A 23,793-nucleotide genomic window follows, 5' to 3' on the forward strand; every position below is an offset into this window, starting at 1 on the left:
ATTACTGCTCAGTTTAGAATGACACATTTAAGTTAAAGCCATAACTGCGTACGGTTGGCGACTGTAAGCCTGTTGATGATACCGCCATATTGTATTGGTCAAGATCTACGTCTTTAAACCTTTGATCTTTGTAGAAATACAACAGGTTTCGACCATATACAGAAACGCCTGCCCTTTTAATAAAGGTTTTATCAAGCCATTGCTTAGGGAAATCGTAACCGATGGTTACCTCACGCAGTTTAGAAAAGGTTTTACTCATTAAGTTAGCTTCGTCGGCATTGTAGTATTTACTCACATAATCCTGCACAAAAGCCGTTTTAGTATTAGGAGCATATTGCAATGCGTTATAGTTTAATACAGCACCGGTTTTTGAATCGTAGTTAATAGCAGCACCATTTGATACGATAACACCCGGACCAACATAAGTACCGTTGTAAGTTGCTACACCAAAGTTTTTCCAATCCTGGTAGCGGGCATCGCCTAAAGCGCCTTCGGCAGTTTCGATGTTTGCACCACCACGCATAGTTTTGTTGTGCATATAATCGATAATAACACCACCTACCGAACCATCAAACTGGAAACCGAGGCTCACATTTTTATACTGTAATTTGTTATAAGTACTCCAGGCATATTTTGCATTTTCGTTACCCAGGTATTGAGCAACCGGGTTAATTAGCGGTTTACCAGCAGCATCGTTTATAATCTGGCCCTGAGGGGTTCTTACGAAAGCAGTACCATATAATTTATCGGTACGGTCACCGGCCTGGAAGAATGTCTGGTAAGTATCCTGTCCCGGAGGAAGCTCTTTATAAACTTCTTTAAAGGTTGAAAGGTTAACCAACACATTCCAGCTAAATCCGTTTGCATTTCTGATCGGCGTGCCGCTGATCGAAGCTTCGTAACCGGTCTTCTTTGTCTTTAATGCGTTGATGTACTCAGTAGTGTAACCTGTAGCAGTTGAAATCGCGTTAGGTAAAATACGCGGACCATCGATATACTGGAATGCTGTACCACTTAAGCCTAAACGGTTTTGCAGAAATTTAATATCAAAACCCTCTTCGTAATTGATACGGGTAGAAGTTTTAATGCCGTTTTGATACAAGTAATCAGATGCATATCCGGCAGTTTGGTTATTGTATGGCTTACTGGTAGAGTAAGCAGTATTTAATGAATAATCCGGACCGTTGTATGGCGAGTTATATGTAGCGCCATAACCAAGTGGATTATAGAACAAAGGATTAGCACCTGTTGTAGTACCACCGTAAACGGTGATAGAATTAAACGGAGCAGGGCCAATGGTGGTCGAAGTAGCATCAGACCTGATGTTTGAATATGATGCACGCGCTTTCAAGAACGAAATAAAATCTGGTAGTTTAACGTAATCTGAAACCACTGTAGCTACCGACACACTTGGGTAATAATAAGTTGTCGGTACCTGGAAAGCAGATGATTTATCGATACGACCGGTGCTAGAAATGGTAGCATATTTACCAAACGTAGCATCTAATGAGTAGTAAGCACTTAATACCCGCATATCAGACCTGAAACTTGTTGACTGAACTGCGTTTTTGGAGTTACTGAAAGAATAAACCTCAGGCACGTTCAGGTAATCGGTAGATGTCCAACTTGAGTTATAGCTGAAGTTGCGCATGTTACCACCTACCAAACCCGATAGGTTTAAGAACTTTTTAATGGTATAATCATAGTTAACCATCAATTCGGTATTGTTATCAAACAAATCGCGGCGATCTTCGCGGTAGTCACCCTGGTTACCTTCGCGGCCGTAAGGGTGAGCAGAGAACGGCATACTCTCGGTGCGCAGAATGTTGTATGTGTCAATCTGCGAACGTAAAGTAACGTTCAGGTTGTTGTTGATCTTGTAGTTACCCGATAAGTAGCCGTAAACATCATTTTTATAATGTCCGCGTGTCCAATCGGTAACCATAAGCCACGGGTTATGGTAGCGGGTATACTCCGCAAACTGCGATTGTATGCCAACTTTACCAGGTTGCCAAATGGCTTTAATATCCGGTGCGTTAACATCCCAGTCGGCACCAGTCCAAACAGCTAAGTTGTAGATCAAGCTGTTAGGACCATATTGTACGTCGGGAAAGTTATCTGTAGTTTGTCTGTTAAAGTCAACGTTACCTTCAAATTTCCAGCGAGAGGTTGGGTTAAATGAAGCGTATAAGTTGGCGTTGGCTATATCCAGATATTCTTTAGGGATATAACTTTGCTGATGCTGCTGCGACGCCGATAAGCGGATAGTGTAAGTATCGCCATTAGCACTCAAGGCTACGTTGTTGTTGGTTTGATAACCCGTTTGCAAAAAGTTGTTCAAATTATTAGCACCTCTGGCAACCCAAGGAGTGCCCTGGCGCACACCATTAATAACCGGGCTATCATATTGAGGGATTAACTGACCTGCAAAGTATGGGCCCCAGATGTCATAGTCCGAGTCCACACCTCCCGGTGCACCGCCTTTGCCATCAACAAACTGATAGAACGTATTTTCGCCCGGACCATAAGAATGTTGGATACGTGGAAATGCAAGAAAACCTGTGTTGATAACAGTACTGCTATTAATATCTACAGTTAAACCTTTTTTGTTTTTGTTTCCTTTTTTAGTGGTAATTAAGATAGCGCCGTATGATGCACGATTACCGTAAAGTGCAGCCGCTGCAGGGCCTTTTAATACCGTATAAGTCTCGATATCATCAGGGCTAATGTTGTAAGTATCCGTGTTGATCGGAAAACCATCTACCACATATAAAGAGATAGTATTACCCCTTATAGCGACGTTTGGTGCACCTAATAATTCTGCAGATGGGCCTACAGATAAACCGGCCACTTTACCTACCAGTCCGGTTACCGGGTTAGGGTCGCGGGCTAATGTAAGGTCTTCGCCATTTACAGTTTGCAATGAATAACCTACACGGCGGGTTTCTTTTTTAACACCTAAGGCCGTAACCACAACCTCGTTAAGTGCTTTGCTATTACCTGTAAGTTTTACTATAATATTAGCATTGCTTCCTACGGCAATTGTTTGCTCGTTAAAACCAACAAATTTAAACACCAATGCCTGGCCTGCACTTGCAGTAATAATAAACCTACCATATATATCGGTGGTTGTACCTTTATTGGTACCTTTTAACATAACGCTAACTCCTGGAAGCGGCTGGCCGCTTTCGTCGTTAACCGTGCCCGATATCTTGCTTTGCGCAAATAAGAGGACTGGTGAAAGGCAGCATATCAGAGCAATAGCGAGCCTTTTTAAATTCGGGTAAAAGTGTTTCATTTACTTAATGCTTTAGTGAGAAAGTGAGTAGAATTTGATTACAGCAATACTAAACTTTGTTTATAAATAATAAACTAAGTTTAGATTAAGTAAACTTTAATACTTTGTTCACTAAGCGTTAAGTAAGGCGAAATTGGTAATTATATCATCACGAAACAGTTATGTAAAATTAACATTACAAAACAATACCATTTTAGGATTGCCGTTTTAAATGATTGATTGCCATCACCTTCAGTTGATCAACATTATTTACCGGAATATCAATAAGCTTCGCTTCATCATCCCAATAGCGCATGCGGATAATTAGGTCAGCGTCGGGGTCTGCTTCAAAATCTGCAGCTTCAGATGCACTCATTACTCCTCCCTGAAAGTTTAACGTGGCTTTACTCGCAGGTGAGAGTTTTTCAAAATATTCGGGATGCTTATAAGTGAGATAACGTTTGGCAATAACATGGCCTTGAACCAATTTAGATAAACGTTCTGAGAAACCATGCCCACGTAAATAATCGGCCCCTAATTTTTCGTGGTCAATATTACCGAAGCCATCCATACTTTCGGCTTGGTCGCTTGCACATAAGTGGCCAATGTCATGAAAAAAGGCTGCCAGTATAACTTCATCATCATAACTTTCTGCCTGTGCTAAAGCAGCCGCCTGCGACATGTGTTCTATCTGCGATACCGGCTCTCCGATATAATCATCATCGCCATGCAATTCATACAGGGCAAATACTTCTTCTACTATTTGTTCGGGAGTTGGGTTCGGTAACATATTAAGAAAAGTTTGAGGCTAAGTAAAAACATCAACATTACTAAATTATTATGAGCGTATAATATAATTAGGCAATACTCGCATTATGTATCTTTTTTACTAGTTAACAGTATTTAACTATACAACTATTGTTTCCGCATTTTTAATTATCTACTTTTCTCGCTTCGCAATTAATACTAATAAAATGGAAGATGATATACTGATCCAGATCAGTAACCGGATTAAAGAACGTCGCCGGGAAAAAAATATAACTGTGCAGGAGCTGGCCATCAGGGCCAACGTAAGTAAGGGCCTCATATCGCAAATTGAGAACAGCCGTACCATCCCGTCTCTAATTGTATTAATAGATATAATTAAGGCATTGGAGATAGACCTGAATGTGTTTTTCAAAGATATACAAGCCGATAATAAACGTTCGCCGTTAATTATACGCAAACAGTCAGAATATGAGCATTTTGAGAAAGAGCATGCCGAAGGTTTCCATTACCAGCGCATCTTTACCCGCTCTATCAAAAATTCGACTGTAGATATTGTGATCCTGGAACTGGAGCCCGATGCCAGCAGGCCACAGGTAGAAACGGAAGCCTTCGAATACAAATACATTCTTTCGGGTAAGGTAAAATATCATTTTGGCAAAGATTCGTACACCTTAAATACAGGAGATTCGATGCTGTTTGACGGACGTCTCCCCCATACACCCGAAAACATTGGTAAAGAAACTGCACGCATGCTGGTGGTGTATTTTTTCGAAGAACAATTGTAGTAGTTAAAATAACCTTAACACACAATTGGTTTACTCTTAATAAACATAGTTTAATTTTGCTAAACAAAATTACTCAACTATGCCTATTAAAGCCCTTGTTTTTGATATTTCAGACTGCACTGTTAAACAAAGCGCAACATGTCTGTAATCAACCAGTTAAGGCTAAAAGTAGCCAGATGGCCGTATAGTCTTGTATCTGTTATAGCATCTTTGTCGGCTTTTGGTGCATATACGTGTATGTATGCTTTCCGCAAATCCTTTGCCGCAGGTACTTATACAGGGCAACAATATCTGCATGTTGATTATAAAGCCTGGCTGGTTATTGCCCAGGTAGTGGGTTATACGCTCAGTAAATTCTATGGCATACGCTTTATTGCCGAAATAAGTGGTAAGTACAGGGCAAAAAGCATCCTGATTTTAATTGGCGTTTCCTGGGTGGCCCTGCTGGGTTTCGCAACCGTACCTGCGCCTTGGAATATCATCTTTTTATTTATCAATGGTTTCCCGCTGGGTATGATTTGGGGCTTGATATTTGGGTATCTCGAAGGGCGTAAAGCCACCGAATTTATGGCTGCTGTATTATCTATAAGCCTGATATTCGCTTCGGGATTTGTAAAAACAATAGGCCGCACCTTAATGAGCAGCCTACATGTTAACGAATACCTGATGCCGTTTTTAACAGGTGCGTTATTCGTAATACCCTTACTGCTTTTCATCTTAATGCTCGAACTAATTCCCCACCCCACCGAAGAAGATAAGGCATTACGATCTGAACGCAGCCCCATGACCGCCGACGAAAGGAAAAGGTTTTTGTTGCGGTTTCTACCCGGTATCATTCTAACTATTATCGTTTATGTGTTACTAACTGTGATGCGTGATATCCGCGATAATTTTGAGGTAGAAATCTGGGCCGGCCTCGGCATCAAAAACAACAGCATTTATACCAATATCGATTCTATGATATCCATAATTGTATTGGTTGCAATTAGTCTGCTTATTTTGATTAAAAATAATCTGCGTGCATTCAGTATCATTCATTTACTAATTATTTGTGGATGCGTATTAGCTGGGGTATCTACAGTATTGTTCAATATGCGGTATATAGATTCCATAACCTGGATGTCGTTGGCCGGATTGGGTTTGTACCTGGGCTACGTTCCTTACAATGCCATATTCTTTGAGCGCATGATAGCCTCTTTTAAATACCGCAGTAATGTTGGCTTTGTAATGTACATTGCCGACGCTATGGGCTATTTAGGTAGTATCAGCATATTGCTAATTAAAGAAATAGGCAGGCCCGGTATCAGTTGGGAAAACTTTTATAACGAAGGTCTGCTCACTCTGTCTGTTGTTGGCGGTGCAGGCGCTATATTATCCCTGATTTATTTCTTAAACACCGCTAACCGTCAGCGAAAACAAAACAGCGAACAAGAACTTAAACTTTTTACAACATGAGCAAACCGTCGGCAATTATAATTGGTGCAGGTATAGTTGGATTAGCTACCGCACGTGCCCTAGCAATAAGAGGTTATCAGGTAACCGTTTTTGAGCGCAATGAACGAGCCATTGGCGCATCTATACGTAACTTCGGGATGATCTGGCCTATCGGTCAGCCAACAGGGCCATTGTTCGATAGGGCAATGTTATCGCGAAGCATCTGGAAAGAAATTTGTGTTGAAGCTGGCATCTGGCACGACGAGGTAGGTTCATTACACCTCGCCTACCATGATGACGAATTGCAGGTTATGACCGAGTATGTATCGGCTAACCAACAAAAACGCGATTGCGCTTTACTTACAGCGGAGCAAACGCTTCAAAAGTCGCCCGGTGTTAATCCCGAGGGGCTAAAAGGCGCCTTGTGGAGCGGTACAGAAATGATTCTGGAAGCACGGAATGCTATTGGCCAAGTGGCAAAACACCTTGCTGATAAATATGAGGTAGACTTTCACTGGAACACCGCCATCAGCCGTATCGAACATCCTAAAGTTATTTCGGGCAACAAAAGCTGGCAGGCCGACGAAATTTTTGTTTGCAGCGGTAGCGAGTTCGAAACGCTTTACCCAGAAATATTTGCAGAGACAGATATTACCAAATGCAAACTGCAAATGATGCGCATGGAAGCCCAGCCCAATGGTTGGCGCATTGGTCCGTCGCTCTGCGGCGGCTTGTCTATGATCCACTATCCGGGTTTTCAGGTTGCACCGGGCTTACCCGCATTACGCAAACGGTATGAGCAACAATATGCAGAGGAATTGAAATGGGGTGTGCACGTTATGGTTTCGCAAAACCATACTGGCGAACTCACAGTCGGCGATTCGCACGAATACGGATTGGTGCACGATCCCTTCGATAAGGATTTTATTAACCAGATGATCTTAAAATATCTCGAAACATTTACCAGCTTAAAAAACTCACATATTATCCAAACCTGGAATGGCATTTATCCTAAAATGACCAACGGCCAAACCGAACTGGTTTTAGAAGCCGAACCGGGAGTTACTATTATTAATGGCATTGGTGGCAACGGCATGACCTTGTCGTTCGGTTTATGTGAACAAATTATAGCTGGCAGGCTGAATAAATAATCTATAATTTACATTATAGTAAACCTGTTGAATTTACTTTACACTATGGATAACAGAAGAGATTTTATTAAAAAAGCCGCGCTTTTATCTGGCGCAACCGGCTTATTTAACGTTTTACCTACTTCTATACAAAAAGCTTTAGCCATCGATCCGCAGGCGGGCAGCACCTATTTGGATGCCGAACATGTGGTGATACTAATGCAGGAAAACCGCTCGTTCGACCATTGCTACGGTACCCTACGCGGTGTACGTGGTTATAACGACCCACGAGCAATCGATCTTCCTAATAAAAACAAAGTATGGCTACAATCTAATGATAAGGGCGAAACTTATGCGCCTTTCCATCTCGATATCAAAAATACCAAAGCCACCTGGATGAATTCGCTGCCGCATAGCTGGTCGAACCAGGTAAATGCGCGTAACGACGGCAAGTTTGATCAGTGGCTTAACGTAAAGCAATCGGGTCATAAAAGCTACGCCCACATGCCTTTAACATTAGGCTACCACACCCGCGAGGATATCCCTTTTTATTATGCCCTGGCAGATGCGTTCACCGTATGTGATCAAAACTTCTGTTCGTCTCTAACGGGTACCAATCCCAACCGTTTATATTTCTGGAGTGGTACCATTCGCGAGGAGCAGCACGAAAATTCTAAAGCCAATGTCTGGAATGACGACATGGACTACGGTACCCTAAACTGGAAAACCTACCCCGAGCGCCTGGAAGAAAACGGCATCAGCTGGAAATGCTACCAGAATGAAATGAGCATCGACGTGGGCTTTAAGGGCGAAGAAGATCCATGGCTTTCTAACTTTCAGGATAACCCGCTTGAGTTCTTCGGGCAGTATAACATCCAATTGCACGCTAAGCATATTGAGCAGCTCAAAAGGCAATTAACCACATTGCCAGATGAAATTGCTGCAATGCAAAAACAAATCGATGCGTTAAGCCCGGGCGATGCACACATCGACCATTTGCAACTACAGTTAAGACAAAAACAACTCGACCTGGACAATATCAAAAAGAACGAGCATTTGTTAGAGCCCGGTCAGTTTGAAAAGCTTTCCCAACATCAGCAAAACCTTCATTTAAAGGCTTTCAATACAAACCAAAACGATCCTCATTATCATCAGTTAGCCGATCTACCCTATAATGACGCCGGTACTGAGCGATCTATGAAAGCGCCTAAAGGTGATGTATTGCATCAGTTTAGAGAAGATGTAAAAAACGGCACGTTGCCAATGGTATCATGGTTAACTGCTCCCGAGAACTTTTCAGATCATCCATCAGCCCCCTGGTATGGCGCATGGTATGTATCTGAGGTAATGGATATTCTTACCCAAAACCCTGAAGTTTGGAAGAAAACCATTTTCATTCTCACTTATGATGAAAATGATGGCTACTTTGACCACGTGCCACCATTTACCGCACCGCACTCGCACAAAGAAGGCACCGGTAAGGTTTCTGAAGGAATAGACACCCGTGTTGAATATGTAACTCTTGAACAAGAGCAGGCACGCAAAGATTTCCCGACACATTACGACCGCGAATGTTCGATAGGTCTTGGGTTCCGCGTTCCTATGGTAATTGCGTCACCCTGGAGCCGCGGCGGTTGGGTAAACTCCGAGGTCTTCGACCATACCTCTACGCTGCAGTTCTTAGAACATTTCATCAATAAAAAAGCGGGTAAAACAATACCGGAAACTAACATCAGCGACTGGCGCAGAACCATTTGCGGCAACTTAACATCTACCTTCAGGCCACATAATGGAGAGAAATCTGCCGACCCGGAGTTCGTATCCAAAAATGCATTTTTAGAAAGCATTCACAAGGCCCAGTTTAAAAAACTGCCGAGCGATTATAAATTATTGACCAAAGATGAAATAGCGCAGATCAATCACGCGCCACATCTTTCGCCATACATGGCCAAACAAGAAAAAGGGATCCGGGCATCATGTGCGCTGCCTTACCAACTTTATGCCGATGGTAAATTGAGCGCTGATAAAAAATCTTTCGAAATAACTTTCGCCAGTAAGGATACCGTATTTGGTAGCGAAACTGCCGGCGGTCCTTTTAATGTATATGCGCCGGGTAAGTATGTACGTATAGACAACAAAAATGAGTTTGACAACCTGCGCACCTGGGCTTACGGCGTTAAACCTAACGACCAATTAAGTGACATTTGGCCATTACAAGAGTTTGAAGGTTCTAACTATCATTTGAGAACTTATGGACCTAATGGCTTTTTCAGGGAGTTTAAAGGTAATGCTGCCGATCCGGCTATTGAAACTCTTGTTGAATATCAAACCAACCTTACTAACAGTAAAAAGTTAACAGGTAACATCGAACTAAAAATCAACAATTTAAACAATAAGCAAGCTTATACCGTAGAAGTAATTGACAATGCCTACAAAACCGGAAGCCGCAAAAAAGTAGTTGTAGCATCTGCGTCTCAACCGGCGCAAGCCAACTTTGTACTCGACCTGAGCAAAAGTTTTGGTTGGTACGATTTCAGTATAAAAGTTCAGGGCCATGCATCATTTGAGAAAAGATACGCCGGCCGTGTTGAAACAGGCGCCAGCAGTTTCAGTGACCCATTAATGGGTGGAACTATTGTTTAGTACCGGGACAGTTTTCGAATATAATTAAGATAGCCCGAGCCGAAAAGCTTGGGCTATTTGCGTTTACATTAACTCCCCCTACAGTATTTCTACAGATTGTTTTGGTATCCTCGCTTAACCTACAAGCGAAATATGAAAATAAAATCGAATCCCCTAATCGTTACCGGCATAGCAGCGGCACTTGCTATTACCTCTTTTACAGCTTCGTCCCAGTCAAAAACAGGCCTTCACATTGTTAAAAAACATGCAATTGGCAGTTCTGGTGGTTGGGACTATATTACTGTTGATGGCGTTGACAAAAAGATGTACGTATCGCACGGCACTCAGGTTCATATCTTAAGCACCGGCGGCGATTCTATCGGCATCATCACAGGTACTAACGGAGTGCATGGTATTGCTTTAGCAAAGCCGTTTGGCAAAGGTTACACCAGCAATGGCAAGGATAATAACTGCACGGCTTTTGATTTAAAAACAAATAAACCCATCACCACGGTTGCAGTTGGCACTAACCCAGATGCTATTTTTTACGACGATTTCTCTAAAAAAGTATACGTATTTAACGGTCGTAGTAAAGATGCTTCGGTAATAGATCCTGCTACCGATAAAGTGGTTGCTACTATTCCGTTGGGCACCAAACCGGAGACTGGGGTATCTGATGGCAAAGGCAAAATATTTGTAAATGGCGAAACTACTAATGAGGTAATTGTTATCGACGCCAATACCTATAAGGTAACAGATCGGTATAAAATTGCAGAGGGTGATGAACCATCTGGCTTAGCTATAGATGTTGCTACACAGCGCTTGTTTATAGGCTGCGGTGGTAATAAAACCATGGTAATTATGGATGCAACCAACGGCAAAAACCTGGCAAAATTTACCATTGGCGATTGTGACGGTGTTGCGTTTGACCCGGCTTTAAAACAGGCGTACAGCTCTAACAACGAAGGAACCATGTCGGTAGTTAAAGAGATCAATGCTAATCAATTTAAATTCATCGAAAACATACCAACCGAAAAAAGTGCTCGTACCATTGGTATTGATTTAACTACACATCATTTGTTTTTACCGGCAGCGCAAATGGAAGCAACCGCCCCTACTGCTGATAATGCACATCCGCGACCACACATGATTTCTGGCACATTTCATGTTATCGAAATAGGAAATTAACAATTATTTAACATAAATTACCGTCTTGAAGAAAGTCATTTTTATTCTCTTATGCTTTATTTGTCTTAAAGCCACTGCTCAAAAAGCTGATACTACGAAAAAAGTAAATGTTGGTGATACGCTGAAAAAGGATTTGTTTACTGCGCCAGATACCGTACAGCACCTGCGTAGTAAAACCTGGGCACTTATCCCACCTGCTGTACTGGTGGGCTATGGTATTTCGTCATTCTACATAAAACCGGTAAGGCAAGTTGATAAATATATTTATGATCAAACGGCTAAAAACAATTTTGTTCCGAGCAAGCATATAGAGAACTTTTTTCAATACACACCTGTAGTTTTAACTTACGGGTTAAATCTGGTGGGCGTACATGGTAAAAATACTTTTGTCGATCGTACGCTTATTTATCTTTTATCGCAAGGGATGTTGGAGCTAACTGTATTTTCTTTGAAACACGCCACTCACCGAACCCGGCCAGACGGGTCGGATAATTACTCCTTTCCATCAGGGCATACAGCTAATGCTTTCAATGGTGCCGAGTTTATGTCGCAGGAGTTGAGTGGTAATTCGGTTGCTTATGGCATTATCGGTTACACGTTTGCAACCACAACAGGTGTTTTTCGCATATATCACCAGGATCATTGGTTTAGCGATGTAGTAGCCGGTGCGGGTTTTGGTATTTTATCAACCAAAGCAGCCTATCTACTTTATCCGGTTATCAGAAACAGGCTAACCAGATCTGGTCGCGAAAAAGAAAAGAATAAAGATGTTCCGCCTGAATTACAAAAGCAAAAGCCGCAGAAAAACACCTGGCTACTCCCTTCCTTCCGTGAGGGGACGCTAGGGCTACAATTTGCAATGACGCTTTAAGCAAGCCCCTGTTTCAACTAAAATATCAACACTAAAGTGCCGCTGATAATGAGCAATGCTCCAGCGGCATTTTTCCATGTTAGCGGTTCGCCCAAAAACACTACGGATAGCACAATAGCCAGCGCCACACTCAGCTTATCAACCGGTGCAACTTGTGACACCTCTCCCAATTGCAGGGCTTTAAAATAAAATATCCACGACAAGCCCGTAGCCAATCCTGACAGCACAATAAAAGTCCAGTTGGTGCGCGTAAGCGCGCCGATAGATCCTTGGCTGCCTTTAAAAAGCACAATTCCCCAGGCTACAATTAATATAACTACCGTGCGAATAGCGGTAGCCACATTGGTATCTACACCTTTGATTCCTATTTTAGCAAAAATGGCTGTTAAGGCTGCAAACAGCGCCGATAGTAATGCATATATCCACCACATAATTATTGATTATTAGTCATTAGTCATTAGTCATTAGTCATTAGTCATTAGTCATTAGTCATTAGTCATTAGTCATTAGTCATTAGTCATTAGTCATTAGTCATTAGTCGGAATTACCCAGTAGATCTTTTGTTTTACAGGCAAAAAAATTAATTTGATAAAGACTAATGAACGATGACTAATTGAACAGGATTTCTACAATATTAATCTCTAATTTTAGATTAAATTAGGATTTATAACTTTGAAGCTACTGATTGTTGAAGATGAACAAGGCCTGCGCGACAGCATGCAGGAATATTTTACCGAAGCCGGCAATGTTTGCGAAACCGCGTCTGAATATAATTCGGCCATGGCTAAGGTACAACTGTATCGGTATGATTGTATCCTGCTGGACATTACGTTGCCAGGCGGTACCGGTATAGATATCTTAAAGGAGCTGAAAGCTGGCAATCACAGCGATGGCATTCTTATTATATCTGCAAAAAACTCATTAGATGATCGTTTAGAGGGCCTTGATCTTGGTGCCGATGATTACCTAGTTAAACCATTCCATCTCTCCGAATTACGCGCAAGGGTTATGGCTATTATCCGCCGTAAATCTTACAACGGTAATAATTTGATGAGCTTTAACGAAATTGAGATTGATCTTTTAGCCAAAGCAGTCTCGGTAGGTAAAAACCAGGTTAAACTTACGCGAAAGGAATATGCACTCCTCCTGTATTTTATTGCTAATAAAGGAAAAGTGGTTTCTAAAAATGCCATTGCAGAACACCTTTGGGGCGACGAATTTGATATGGCCGATAACTTCGATTTCATTTACTCACACATCAAAAACCTACGCAAAAAGCTGGTAGAAGCAGGCAGCAACGATTACATACATGCGGCATACGGCATGGGTTACAAATTTTCGGAATAAATGAGGCTGCTTACTAAATACAACCGTATTAACCTTATTACCACCGTAATTGTGATGTTTATTACCGGCATCATTTATTACCAGACCATTAAAATTATCTTGACTGATAAAATTGATAAAAACTTAGTTGTAGAAGAAAACGAAGTATTTGAACATGTACGTCTTAACAACAATCTACCACAGGTTTATCAGTCCGACGATCAGCATATTACTTTTAAATTAGTAACAAGCCCAGTTACCCGCCGTTTTATTGATACAGCCTTTCTGAATCCGCCCGATAAAGACCCTGAATCTGGCCGCGGGCTTATCACCTCTGTGAAAGTTAAAGGCGATACTTACCAGGTATCTGTCGTCGAATCGAAGGTAGAAACCGAAGACTTGATCCGCATTATTTTCATGATCACTATTGCTGTAATCCTATTGTTGGTTATGAGCCTTTTCGTGATTAACCGGTTAACAATCAACCGCCTTTGGAAACCTTTTTATAGTATACTAAGCAATCTGCGTAGTTTCAATATAACAGATAAAAAAGGAGCGGTTTCGGTACCCTCTAATACGGACGAGTTTAACGAACTGAACAACGCGATAGTGGTTATGGAGTCGAAGGCCAAAAACGACTACCAGGATCTGAAAGCCTTTACCGAAAATGCATCGCATGAGTTACTCACCCCCATTGCCGTCATTAATTCAAAATTAGATACGCTCATTCAAACCGGCTTGTTCAGCGAACAACAAAGTAATCTGCTGGGCGACCTATATGAATCTGTTTCCCGCCTTACGCGTCTTAACCGGGCAATGTTGCTGATGGTAAAAATTGAAAACCATTTGATTAATGACGACCAGTATGTAAACGTTAAAGACGTGGTAGAGCAGCTATTGGCGCAGTTTCACGAACTTTACGCTGATAAAGATATTACCGTCACTAAGCAACTTAGCGATAAGCAGATATATACAAGCAGGTCGCTTTTAGAAATACTGCTAAACAACTTGTTAAGCAATGCGATTAGGCATAATCTCGCGGGTGGCAAAATTGACATTACGCTGGACTACCATAAGCTGAGCATTAAAAACACCGGCAAAGGCCAGGCGCTTAACTCCAATGATATTTTTAAACGATTCAATAAATCATCTCATTCCGAAGGTACAGGTTTGGGGCTTACTATTTCTAAGCAAATTTGCGATAGCTATGGCTTCGAACTAAGCTATAAATACGATGATCCTTATCACGTTATGAGCATCTATTTTAAAGATTGATTTTGAGGCGTATCTTGTAAAATATTCCAGAAACAATCCAGAATTACACGCTTACTTTGGTTATGTTACTAATAGGTAAATGAAATATATTGTAAGTTTTATTTTATGCGTGTTGCTGTATGGTTCATCATCCGCCCAAAACCGTTCGCTTGATTACTATCTTAATCAAAGTCTGAGCAACAGCCCCCTTCTTAAAGATCTTAATAACCAGGTACTATCTGCGCAATTAGACAGCTTGCGGCTGAAAGCTGGTTTAAAGCCACAAGTTAATTTAAACGGAGGTGGATTGTATGCGCCTGTAATACGTGGTTACGGTTATTCGCAGGCGATTACTAACGGACAAAGCATAGACGGCTTGTTGAGTGTAAACAAAACCTTCGTTGGCAAAAGTTATCTAAATGCGCAATACTACGCATTGCAATTACAACGCGATTCGCTAGGCAATATCATCCACCTATCCGAACAAGATCTTAAAAAGAATATAATTGCCCAATACATCACCGCTTACGGCGATCTACAGCAATATAACTTCAACAAAGAAGTTGTAGAGTTATTAGGCAAAGAGGAAGATCTGCTTAAAAAACTAACCCGTTCTAACGTTTACCGGCAGAGCGACTATCTCACCTTTTTAGTAACCCTGCAGCAGCAACAACTACAATTGGCACAATCCCGATTACAGTATAAAAACGATTTTGCCTTGCTTAATTATCTGGCGGGTATACGCGATACCACCTTTGCACAACTTACGGAGCCAGCTATTACTAAGGCAGTTTTACCCTCTGTAGCAAACAGTATTTTTTTTAAGCAGTATAAATTAGATAGTCTGCGTTTAAACAACGGCCGAAAATTGGTAGACTACAGTTACCGCCCCAAACTAAATATTTTTGCCGATGGCGGCTATAACTCTGACCTAACCTACCATGCTTATAAAAACTTTGGCGCCAGTGCAGGCTTTAGCCTCATCGTACCTATTTATGACGGTGGTGTGCGCAAACTGCTTTATAAAAAACTAAATCTGGAAGAACAAAGCCGCCAGACTTATAAGGCTTTCTTTTATAATCAATACCATCAGCAGATTGATCAATACAGCCAACAGATTACAGAGAACGAAAAACTAATTGTGCAGATCAACGACCAAATAAGGTATGTAGAAAGCCTTATCAAAGTAGATACCGAGTTGATGCAAACCGGCGATCTGAAAATATCCGACCTTATATTGGCCATTAACAACTACCTAACGGTGAAAAATACGCTTACGCAAACGGTTATTAGCCGCCTGCAATTGATCAACCAGTTTAATTACTATAACCGATAGCATGAACCTTTCAACTACCCCATTTCTGAAAATATCACTGCTTGTTTGCGTATCAGTATGCTTTTGGGCATGCAAAGGCAAGCCGGATGCAGCTGCCGACGAAGATGCGGCCGTGCAATCGCAAACACCAGTTACCGTTACCACTATTGGTGATACTACGTTGACCAACTATATTGATTTAAATGCCACTTCAACCTACCTTAAAAAGAATTATGTGAAGGCCAATATCAATGGATATATCGAGAAAAGTAACGTGCAACCGGGCGAATATGTATCCCGGGGCCAGTTACTATTTACACTAAAAACCAAAGAAGCGCAAAGTATCGGTAATCGCATTAATGTTTTAGATACCACCTTTAAATTCTCCGGAGTTAACCGGATCAAGGCATCGGCAAATGGATACATTACACAACTAAGCCATCAGGCGGGCGACTATGTACAGGACGGAGAAGCTCTGGCAGTAATAAACGAAGGCTCGAGCTTTGTGTTCCTGTTGCAATTACCTTACGAGCTACGCAGCACTTTGCAAAGAAACCAAACAATGCAGCTCACCCTTCCCGACGGCGAAAAACTAAATGCACACGTCAATTCAGTAATGCCGGCAGTTGATTCACTTTCGCAAACCCAAAGCATTGTATTAAATGTAAACAGCAGCCACCCTATCCCCGAAAACCTGATAGCCAAAGCGCGTTTGATTAAGGCCGAAAAAAACAATACGGTTTCACTCCCCAAATCGGCAGTGCTGGCCAACGAAACTCAGACAGAGTTTTGGGTAATGAAATTAATTAATCCAACTACAGCAGTTAAAACCCCGGTAACTAAAGGTATTGAAACCACTGACCGGATCGAGATCCTTTCGCCCAAGTTTTCGCCAAATGACAAAATTGTGGTAACAGGAAATTATGGCCTTACCGATACCGCTAAAGTAAAAATTGTGCAACCATGAGCCTGTTTAACAATTTTTTCATTTCGCATAAAAAACCCATTAGCTTAATACTGGCTATCATTATAATGGGTGGCCTGTTTGCATATTCGAAACTGCAAACCTCATTATTCCCGGAGATTACGTTTCCCAAAATTAAGATTATTGCTGATGAAGGCCTGCAACCGGTAAATAAAATGATGGTGACGGTTACTAAACCGCTCGAAAATGCCATTAAACAAGTGCCTGATCTGCAATACGTGCGTAGCACCACAAGCCGTGGCAGTTGCGAAATTTCAGCCTTTATGAACTGGAATGCAGACATTGACTTGAGTCAGCAGCGTATCGAGTCGCGCATTAATCAGATCAAAAATGATCTGCCGGCTGATGTCAACGTAACGGTAGAAAAAATGAATCCCTCTATTCTTCCGGTTAGCGGGTATACTTTAGAAAGCCACAGTCTTTCACCTATCGAATTGCGCCAGTTAGCTACTTACACCATTAAACCATTTCTCTCACAGGTTGATGGCGTTTCGGAAATAAGAATCATAGGTGGTAAGGTTAAAGAATACTGGCTGATACTGAATAAGCAAAAAATGAGCTCGCTGGGTTTAACGCCCGATATTATTAGCACTACGCTTGCTCAAACCAATTTTATTAAATCGGAAGGTTACTTATCGGATTATAAGCAACTCTATCTAACAGTTACTGATGCAACAGTATCTACCAGCGAACAATTAGGCAACCTGGTAATCACCAATAAAAAACGTATAACGCGCCTTAAAGATATAGCCGAAATACAGATCAATCCGGGTATTGAATACACCAAAATTAACGCCAACGGGCACGAGGGTGTGCTGGTAGCGGTTATCAAACAACCCAATGCCAACCTGGTAGCGCTCTCGTCGGCGATGGATAAAAAGGTGGCTGAACTGCAAAAGATATTACCAAAAGGTGTAAGCATCAAACCCTACTATGTACAGGCCGACTTTGTAAACGAATCTATAAAAAGTGTGACTGATAGCTTATGGATTGGGTTAGCATTAGCCATTGTGGTGGCTATCATTTTCTTACGGTCCATTAAAGCAAGCGCAACCATTTTAATTACCATTCCGGTTACGCTTTGCCTTACGCTATTGATCCTTTATGCCGAAGGTTACACCTTTAATATCATGACCCTTGGTGCTATTGCTGCGGCCATAGGCTTAATTATTGATGATGCAATTGTAGTGGTAGAGCAAATACACCGCACGCATGAGGAGCACCCCGATGAGCCGACCATGCGTTTACTGCAGAAGGCGATCGACTATCTTTTCCCGGCAATGGTTGGTTCTTCGATTAGCACTATTGTAATTTTCATCCCATTTATGTTGATGACCGGTGTAGCCGGAGCATACTTCAGCGTAATGACCAATACCATGATCATCACCCTCGTATGTTCGTTTTTTGTAACATGGATAGGCCTGCCAGTTATTTATCTGCTGCTTAGCCGCGATAAAAAGCCAGGGAATAGCGCAGCAAAAAAAGAAGAAGTCCATTTGGTGAAAAGACAAAAATGGGTCGAGTTCTTTATACTGAAACCTGTTATTAGCATCCTCATTATTATTGGTTTTGTAGTGGTTATCGTTTTAATTCCGTCAAACTTAGCTACGGGGTTCTTGCCTGATATGGATGAGGGTAGCATCGTGCTAGATTATACCTCGCCGCCGGGTACTTCTTTGGAAGAAACCGACCGCATGTTACGCGAAATTGAGAAGATCATCATCAAAGAACCTAATGTACAGGCCTACTCGCGCCGTACAGGTACGCAGATGGGTTTCTTTATTACCGAACCTAATACCGGCGATTATCTGATCCAGCTGAAAACTTCGCGTGATAAAACTACCGAAGAAGTAATTAGCGATCTGCGCGGTAAGATTGAGGCTTCGCAGCCTGCGTTACGCGTGGATTTTGGCCAGGTTATCGGCGATATGCTGGGCGATTTAATGACCTCGACTCAGCCAATTGAAATCAAGGTATTTGGTGACAATCAAGTTAAACTACAAGCTCTCTCCAAACAAATAGCAGACGTTGTTACTAACGTAAAAGGTACGGCAGATGTATTTGATGGTATTGTTATAGCTGGTCCGTCAGTAAGTATACAGCCACACTACAGTATGCTGGCCCAATACAACCTCGATCCTACCAACTTGCAATACCAGGTACAGTCGGCGCTCGAAGGTAATGTGGTGGGTAACCTGTTCGAGAAAGAACAGCTTTCGCCAATCCGCATTGTCTATCCTAATAATCGCACGCTAAACGTATCTGGTATCAAATCACTCGACGTGTTTTTGCCCGATGGTAAACTAATTCCCATAACCAGTTTAGCCAAGATCGACTTACATGAAGGTGATGCGGAGGTTAACCGTGAGAATTTACAGTCAATGGGAGTTATTAGTGCCCGATTAGATAATAGCGATTTGGGAACAGTTATTCCGGCCATACAAAAAGGTATTGCCGAGAAAGTTAACCTTCCACAGGGCTACCACATTAGTTACGGTGGTGCGTACGCGGAGCAGCAACAATCCTTTAAAGAGCTGTTGATTATACTTGTTACATCAAGCTTACTGGTGTTTTGCGTTATTTTATTCTTGTTCAAACAATTCCGCATCGCTTTGATCATATTGGTAGTTTCGGTATTGGGAATTGCTGGTAGTTTCTTAGCGCTGTACCTAACTGATACCCCTTTAAATGTGGGTAGCTACACCGGCCTCATCATGATTGTGGGTATCATTGGAGAAAATGCCATCTTCACCTTCTGGCAGTTTAAACAAAGCGCTATGGAAACAAGTGTGGATGATGCTATCGTATATTCAATATCCACCAGACTTCGCCCTAAACTGATGACTGCATTGGGTGCTATTATTGCTCTAACGCCTTTGGCTTTGGGTATCGGTGCCGGAGCACAGCTCCATCAACCTTTGGCTATTGCCGTAATTGGTGGTTTTTTGGCGGCATTGCCCCTACTCTTAATTGTATTGCCAAGTATGATAAGGCTCTTTTATCGTAATCACACCTTTAATAAACCGATAAATTTATAAACATTAATATGACTTTTGCATAAGGCTGCTGTAATAAAGTTGATTAACTTTGTCGACTTTTTTACAGCATGCTTAAGAAACCCATAGACATATTACTGAAAGAATCGGCCGAAGATAACGAGCACACTTTAAAGCGCTCGCTTGGGCCGGTTAACCTTATCCTTATTGGCATCGGCATTATCATCGGGGCCGGTTTATTCTCGTTAACCGGTATTGCAGCTGGCCAGCATTCAGGACCAGCGGTTACCATATCTTTTTTAATTGCAGCACTTGGTTGTACTTTCGCAGCGTTATGTTATGCCGAATTTTCGGCCATGATTCCAGTTGCAGGTAGTGCATACACCTACTCATATGCAACCATGGGCGAGCTTTTTGCCTGGATAATCGGCTGGGATCTGGTACTCGAATATTCTGTTGGTGCCGCTACAGTTGCCATCAGCTGGTCGCAATATTTAACCAAGTTTTTATCCTGGTTCGATCTTTACCTGCCTCCGCAGCTTACCCTGTCCCCTTTCGAAACTGCCAAAGCCGCAAATGGCGATGTGGTAAGCGGCATTATTAATCTTCCCGCTGCACTGATTGTAATTATTGTAACCAGCATTATCATCCGCGGCACAAAGGGTTCGGCATTGATTAATGCTATTATCGTGAGTTTAAAGGTTGGGGTGGTTTTAGTTTTTATCGCAGTTGGCTGGTCTTTTATTAATCCCCAAAACTATCATCCTTATATTCCGCAAAACACAGGCGTTTGGGGCAACTATGGTTGGTCGGGCGTGTTAAGAGGTGCAGGTTTGGTATTCTTCGTGTTCATTGGTTTCGATGCCGTATCAACAGCAGCGCAGGAAGCCAAAAATCCACAACGTAACATGCCCATTGGCATTATCGGTTCTTTGGTGGTGTGTACCATTCTGTTCGTGATTTTCGCCCATGTGATGACCGGAATGGCCAACTATAAAGAGTTTATCGGCTCGGGGGCACCTGTAGCTATCGCCATTGAGAAAACACATTACCAATGGCTCAGTAAAGCCATCGTGCTTGCCATTTTAATAGGCTACACCTCTGTAATTTTGGTGGATCTGTTAGGCCAATCAAGGGTATTTTTCTCTATGTCGAAAGATGGTCTCTTGCCTAAAGTATTTGCCGATGTGCACCCTAAATTTCGCACGCCGTGGAAATCAAATATCGTTTTGTGTGCCTTCATTGCCATCTTCGCGGCATTTGTGCCCATCCGCGTAGTTGGCGAAATGACCAGCATTGGTACGTTACTCGCCTTTGTAATGGTTTGTGCCGGGGTATTGGTATTACGAAAACAGCAACCCAATGTTCATCGCCCCTTTAAAACACCGTTGGTTCCTTTGGTTCCTATATTAGGCATACTTACCTGCTTTGCTATGATGACCTTTTTACCGGGTGATACCTGGTTACGATTGATCATTTGGTTGGCAATAGGTTTAGTTATCTACTTCGCCTACGGCAAAAAGAACAGTGTTTTAAGAAAGATGCTGGCGAAGTAATTTAAGAACTATAACTATCCCGGTAACGCTGCATTGAGTTTTTGAAAACCTCCATCGCGATACCGGGCAAATTTTGATGGTCGAAAGCGCCATACATACAATCAAATACCAGACTGCCAGTTTTTTGGTCGAAGGCATCGAACGCAGTTTTCGATAGCAAGATGTGATTGGGATAGCTATACATCACGGCCGTATGTCGTTTACTTGGCGAAATGTTTACCGAATCGCCGCACAAAACAGTACCTTTTGGAGACAGCCACGGAACATGCAGCATACAACTCCCCGGAAAGTGACCGCCCGCATGAATGATCCGGATACCATCCCATAGTTCAAGTTCGTCACCTTTCCAAAGTCTTACCGCCTCTGTCGGATACGTAATCCATTCGCTATCGGCTTCATGAATGTAAATGGGGCACTCAAACTCGGCAGCCCAGTCATTCATATTGCTGTAGTAATGCGGATGCGAAAAAGCGATTGCTTTTAGCCCGCCTACCGATCTGACAAACCTGATGGTTTCATCATCCAGCAACGGAATGCAGTCCCACAAAATATTGCCACCGGGATATGTTAAAAGAATGGCGCGATTAGCAATTGCAAAATCAGGTTCCACCTTCAGTCCGTATAGATTATCATTTATAGATTTTATGCTGACAGAATGATTTTTCTTTAACTCGTCAACGCTAGTCCAGGTCTGTCCGTTTTCGCCGACGTATTGTCTGTCATCATCGCAAATAGTGCACAACACGGGTAACTGCATATCCGATGGATATTGGGTGCCACATGTTGTGCAAATTGGGGAACTATTGTTAGTGCTCATATACAAAAGATTAAATCTTATTCATTTGAGGACATTTAACAATCATCGGCAACCGAAAATTAAACTTGCCATATTTAGACAGGTTGACCAACAGTACACTCAACAAAATAACTACCAGACCTAAGACTTGCAGCCCTGTAATACTTTCGTGTCCGAAACCCACACCTAACAGCACGGCTATCACCGGATTTACATATGAGTGTGTACTCACCTGCGCTGCTGGCCTAACTTGCAATAACCATACGTAAGCACTAAAGGCAGCTATGGAACCAAACAAAATCAGATAAGCAATTGCTATCCATGATTGTGTTGGCACCGCGCTGATATAAAAATTGCTGAACTCATGATGGGCACCTGCCAATGGCACAAATGCAAAGCCCGCAATCAACATCTGCCACCCGGTATTTACACGTGCAGGAGCGGTAGTTCCTCTCTTTTTAGAAAATAGACTACCTGCAGCCCAGGCTATAGGAGGAAACAGCAGTAATAACAAGCCGCTTATCATTTTGCGATCTACACTACCTGAAAGCGACTGGATAAATGATTCGCCAAATAGTAATAGCACACCTGCAAAACCTATAATGAGACCATACACTGTAGATTTATTCCTAAGGTTAATACCCCAATTCGCTCTATCCAGAATGATAACCCATATTGGATTTACCGAAACCATAATGGCGACCATGGCGCTTGGCACAACGGTTTCTACCCAAATTATAGTTCCATTAGCCGCTACAAGTAATAGTAAACCTGTTACGGCAGCGGTAAGCATGTCTCTTTTATTCCATAAATAATCGCCTTTGGCCCGGCACCAAACCAGCATAATAATGCCGGCCAGTATAAAGCGCACAGCTCCCATCAGCATTGGCGGAAAGCCATGTACGGCCATCCCGATAAAAAAGTAGGTTGATCCCCACACTATGTATACAATAGCAAAAGCAAGTATTACCAACCATGTTGGTGCTTTGTTTATTAGTTGAGTGTTCATGTTATTAATTTTTATTTGTGATATGATAGAATTAAAATTTATCTGGTTAAAAGTCCATCTATACTGAACTTTCGGTTTGGCAATTGCGAGAGTACAAAACTTGCTGCGCTCAGCGTAAAAACCGAATAGCCCAATGGCGAATCGATGCCGAAAGAAATAGCCATGGCTACGGCAAAACATAAACTGAGTATACCGCTACCTATTGCTGCTATTTTGGTAAACAGACCTATCAACAGCATTGAGCCAAAAACTCCTTCACCCAGTGATGCTAAAATCGCCAGCAGTGGTACCCAACTCAAGGGCGTGAAAGCCATTACTTCTTTAGCATAGGTTACAAAATGGGTCCAATCTCCCCATCCTACGTGGGGTTGACCATGTTGGCCTAGCAGGCCAAGGCGATCCGCCACCTCCCATAAATAGGCTACCGCTATGGCGATGCGGAGGTAAATGGCGTAGATATCGATATTTAATTGCATGATAA

The 23,793-nt window shown here is 42.2% G+C and carries 18 protein-coding genes; 12 read left to right on the forward strand and 6 right to left on the reverse strand.

What is annotated here, in order from left to right; genetic code table 11:
- Nucleotides 1-13: 13 nt before the first annotated feature.
- Both GSY63_RS16800 and GSY63_RS16805 read right to left on the reverse strand, forming a co-directional pair.
- Nucleotides 14-3,298: a SusC/RagA family TonB-linked outer membrane protein gene (locus tag GSY63_RS16800; RefSeq protein WP_166586998.1), complete on the reverse strand. Its 3,285-nt coding sequence runs from the start codon at nt 3,296-3,298 to the stop codon at nt 14-16.
- A 193-nt stretch (nt 3,299-3,491) separates the two neighbouring features.
- A complete protein-coding gene (locus GSY63_RS16805) occupies nt 3,492-4,067 on the reverse strand; it encodes a phosphonate degradation HD-domain oxygenase (protein WP_166586999.1) in 576 nt (191 codons plus the stop codon).
- Between the two features lie 184 nt (nt 4,068-4,251).
- On the opposite strand from GSY63_RS16805, the gene GSY63_RS16810 reads away from it, so the two are divergent.
- The 6 genes from GSY63_RS16810 (at nt 4,252) to GSY63_RS16835 (ending at nt 12,075) form a co-directional block, all read left to right on the forward strand.
- Nucleotides 4,252-4,830, forward strand: a complete 579-nt coding sequence (locus tag GSY63_RS16810) for a helix-turn-helix domain-containing protein (RefSeq protein WP_166587000.1) — start codon at nt 4,252-4,254, stop codon at nt 4,828-4,830.
- A 138-nt stretch (nt 4,831-4,968) separates the two neighbouring features.
- Nucleotides 4,969-6,285, forward strand: a complete 1,317-nt coding sequence (locus GSY63_RS16815; protein ID WP_166587001.1) for a DUF5690 family protein — start codon at nt 4,969-4,971, stop codon at nt 6,283-6,285.
- Nucleotides 6,282-7,415 carry a TIGR03364 family FAD-dependent oxidoreductase gene (locus GSY63_RS16820; RefSeq protein WP_166587002.1) on the forward strand — a complete coding sequence of 378 codons (1,134 nt, stop codon included), beginning with the start codon at nt 6,282-6,284 and terminating at the stop codon, nt 7,413-7,415. Before GSY63_RS16815 ends, GSY63_RS16820 begins: the two co-directional genes overlap by 4 nt.
- Before the next feature lie 45 nt (nt 7,416-7,460).
- On the forward strand, nt 7,461-10,037 hold the full coding sequence (locus tag GSY63_RS16825; protein ID WP_166587003.1) for a phosphocholine-specific phospholipase C: 2,577 nt from the start codon (nt 7,461-7,463) through the stop codon (nt 10,035-10,037).
- Between the two features lie 132 nt (nt 10,038-10,169).
- A complete protein-coding gene (locus GSY63_RS16830) occupies nt 10,170-11,204 on the forward strand; it encodes a YncE family protein (RefSeq protein WP_166587004.1) in 1,035 nt (344 codons plus the stop codon).
- Between the two features lie 25 nt (nt 11,205-11,229).
- Nucleotides 11,230-12,075, forward strand: a complete 846-nt coding sequence (locus tag GSY63_RS16835) for a phosphatase PAP2 family protein (RefSeq protein ID WP_166587005.1) — start codon at nt 11,230-11,232, stop codon at nt 12,073-12,075.
- A gap of 17 nt (nt 12,076-12,092) precedes the next feature.
- On the opposite strand, the gene GSY63_RS16840 is transcribed toward GSY63_RS16835, so the two are convergent.
- A complete protein-coding gene (locus GSY63_RS16840) occupies nt 12,093-12,506 on the reverse strand; it encodes an EamA family transporter (protein ID WP_166587006.1) in 414 nt (137 codons plus the stop codon).
- Between the two features lie 241 nt (nt 12,507-12,747).
- On the opposite strand from GSY63_RS16840, the gene GSY63_RS16845 reads away from it, so the two are divergent.
- From GSY63_RS16845 to GSY63_RS16870, 6 genes are all read left to right on the forward strand, one after another.
- Nucleotides 12,748-13,422, forward strand: a complete 675-nt coding sequence (locus GSY63_RS16845) for a response regulator transcription factor (RefSeq protein ID WP_166587007.1) — start codon at nt 12,748-12,750, stop codon at nt 13,420-13,422.
- Nucleotides 13,423-14,676, forward strand: coding sequence for a sensor histidine kinase (locus GSY63_RS16850; RefSeq protein WP_166587008.1), 1,254 nt, complete (start codon nt 13,423-13,425; stop codon nt 14,674-14,676). It abuts the gene before it with no gap.
- 79 nt (nt 14,677-14,755) lie between these two features.
- Entirely contained in the window at nt 14,756-15,991 is a 1,236-nt protein-coding gene (locus tag GSY63_RS16855; RefSeq protein ID WP_166587009.1) for a TolC family protein, read from the forward strand.
- A gap of 1 nt (nt 15,992) precedes the next feature.
- Entirely contained in the window at nt 15,993-16,937 is a 945-nt protein-coding gene (locus GSY63_RS16860; RefSeq protein WP_166587010.1) for an efflux RND transporter periplasmic adaptor subunit, read from the forward strand.
- Entirely contained in the window at nt 16,934-19,993 is a 3,060-nt protein-coding gene (locus GSY63_RS16865; protein WP_166587011.1) for an efflux RND transporter permease subunit, read from the forward strand. Before GSY63_RS16860 ends, GSY63_RS16865 begins: the two co-directional genes overlap by 4 nt.
- A gap of 68 nt (nt 19,994-20,061) precedes the next feature.
- Nucleotides 20,062-21,507 (forward strand): amino acid permease, encoded by a 1,446-nt coding sequence (locus GSY63_RS16870; protein ID WP_166587012.1) that lies wholly within the window; start codon nt 20,062-20,064, stop codon nt 21,505-21,507.
- Nucleotide 21,508: 1 nt separating this feature from the next.
- Here GSY63_RS16870 and GSY63_RS16875 read toward each other — a convergent pair whose 3' ends face one another.
- Genes GSY63_RS16875 through GSY63_RS16885 form a run of 3 tightly spaced genes read right to left on the reverse strand, consistent with a single transcriptional unit; the run spans nt 21,509 to nt 23,788 of the window.
- Entirely contained in the window at nt 21,509-22,324 is an 816-nt protein-coding gene (locus GSY63_RS16875) for an MBL fold metallo-hydrolase (RefSeq protein ID WP_166587013.1), read from the reverse strand.
- A gap of 10 nt (nt 22,325-22,334) precedes the next feature.
- Nucleotides 22,335-23,312, reverse strand: a complete 978-nt coding sequence (locus tag GSY63_RS16880; protein WP_166587014.1) for an EamA family transporter — start codon at nt 23,310-23,312, stop codon at nt 22,335-22,337.
- Between the two features lie 38 nt (nt 23,313-23,350).
- Entirely contained in the window at nt 23,351-23,788 is a 438-nt protein-coding gene (locus GSY63_RS16885) for a DoxX family protein (RefSeq protein ID WP_166587015.1), read from the reverse strand.
- Nucleotides 23,789-23,793: the final 5 nt, after the last annotated feature.

It is taken from the genome of Mucilaginibacter agri (assembly GCF_009928685.1).
GTDB classification, from domain to species: domain Bacteria; phylum Bacteroidota; class Bacteroidia; order Sphingobacteriales; family Sphingobacteriaceae; genus Mucilaginibacter; species Mucilaginibacter agri.

Bases quoted from the DNA above. Each gene is read 5' to 3' on its own strand.
- GSY63_RS16800 (WP_166586998.1), bottom strand. From the start codon at position 3,298: ATGAAACACTTTTACCCGAATTTAAAAAGGCTCGCTATTGCTCTGATA.
- GSY63_RS16805 (WP_166586999.1), bottom strand. From the start codon at position 4,067: ATGTTACCGAACCCAACTCCCGAACAAATAGTAGAAGAAGTATTTGCC.
- GSY63_RS16810 (WP_166587000.1), top strand. From the start codon at position 4,252: ATGGAAGATGATATACTGATCCAGATCAGTAACCGGATTAAAGAACGT.
- GSY63_RS16815 (WP_166587001.1), top strand. From the start codon at position 4,969: ATGTCTGTAATCAACCAGTTAAGGCTAAAAGTAGCCAGATGGCCGTAT.
- GSY63_RS16820 (WP_166587002.1), top strand. From the start codon at position 6,282: ATGAGCAAACCGTCGGCAATTATAATTGGTGCAGGTATAGTTGGATTA.
- GSY63_RS16825 (WP_166587003.1), top strand. From the start codon at position 7,461: ATGGATAACAGAAGAGATTTTATTAAAAAAGCCGCGCTTTTATCTGGC.
- GSY63_RS16830 (WP_166587004.1), top strand. From the start codon at position 10,170: ATGAAAATAAAATCGAATCCCCTAATCGTTACCGGCATAGCAGCGGCA.
- GSY63_RS16840 (WP_166587006.1), bottom strand. From the start codon at position 12,506: ATGTGGTGGATATATGCATTACTATCGGCGCTGTTTGCAGCCTTAACA.
- GSY63_RS16850 (WP_166587008.1), top strand. From the start codon at position 13,423: ATGAGGCTGCTTACTAAATACAACCGTATTAACCTTATTACCACCGTA.
- GSY63_RS16855 (WP_166587009.1), top strand. From the start codon at position 14,756: ATGAAATATATTGTAAGTTTTATTTTATGCGTGTTGCTGTATGGTTCA.
- GSY63_RS16860 (WP_166587010.1), top strand. From the start codon at position 15,993: ATGAACCTTTCAACTACCCCATTTCTGAAAATATCACTGCTTGTTTGC.
- GSY63_RS16865 (WP_166587011.1), top strand. From the start codon at position 16,934: ATGAGCCTGTTTAACAATTTTTTCATTTCGCATAAAAAACCCATTAGC.
- GSY63_RS16870 (WP_166587012.1), top strand. From the start codon at position 20,062: ATGCTTAAGAAACCCATAGACATATTACTGAAAGAATCGGCCGAAGAT.
- GSY63_RS16875 (WP_166587013.1), bottom strand. From the start codon at position 22,324: ATGAGCACTAACAATAGTTCCCCAATTTGCACAACATGTGGCACCCAA.
- GSY63_RS16880 (WP_166587014.1), bottom strand. From the start codon at position 23,312: ATGAACACTCAACTAATAAACAAAGCACCAACATGGTTGGTAATACTT.
- GSY63_RS16885 (WP_166587015.1), bottom strand. From the start codon at position 23,788: ATGCAATTAAATATCGATATCTACGCCATTTACCTCCGCATCGCCATA.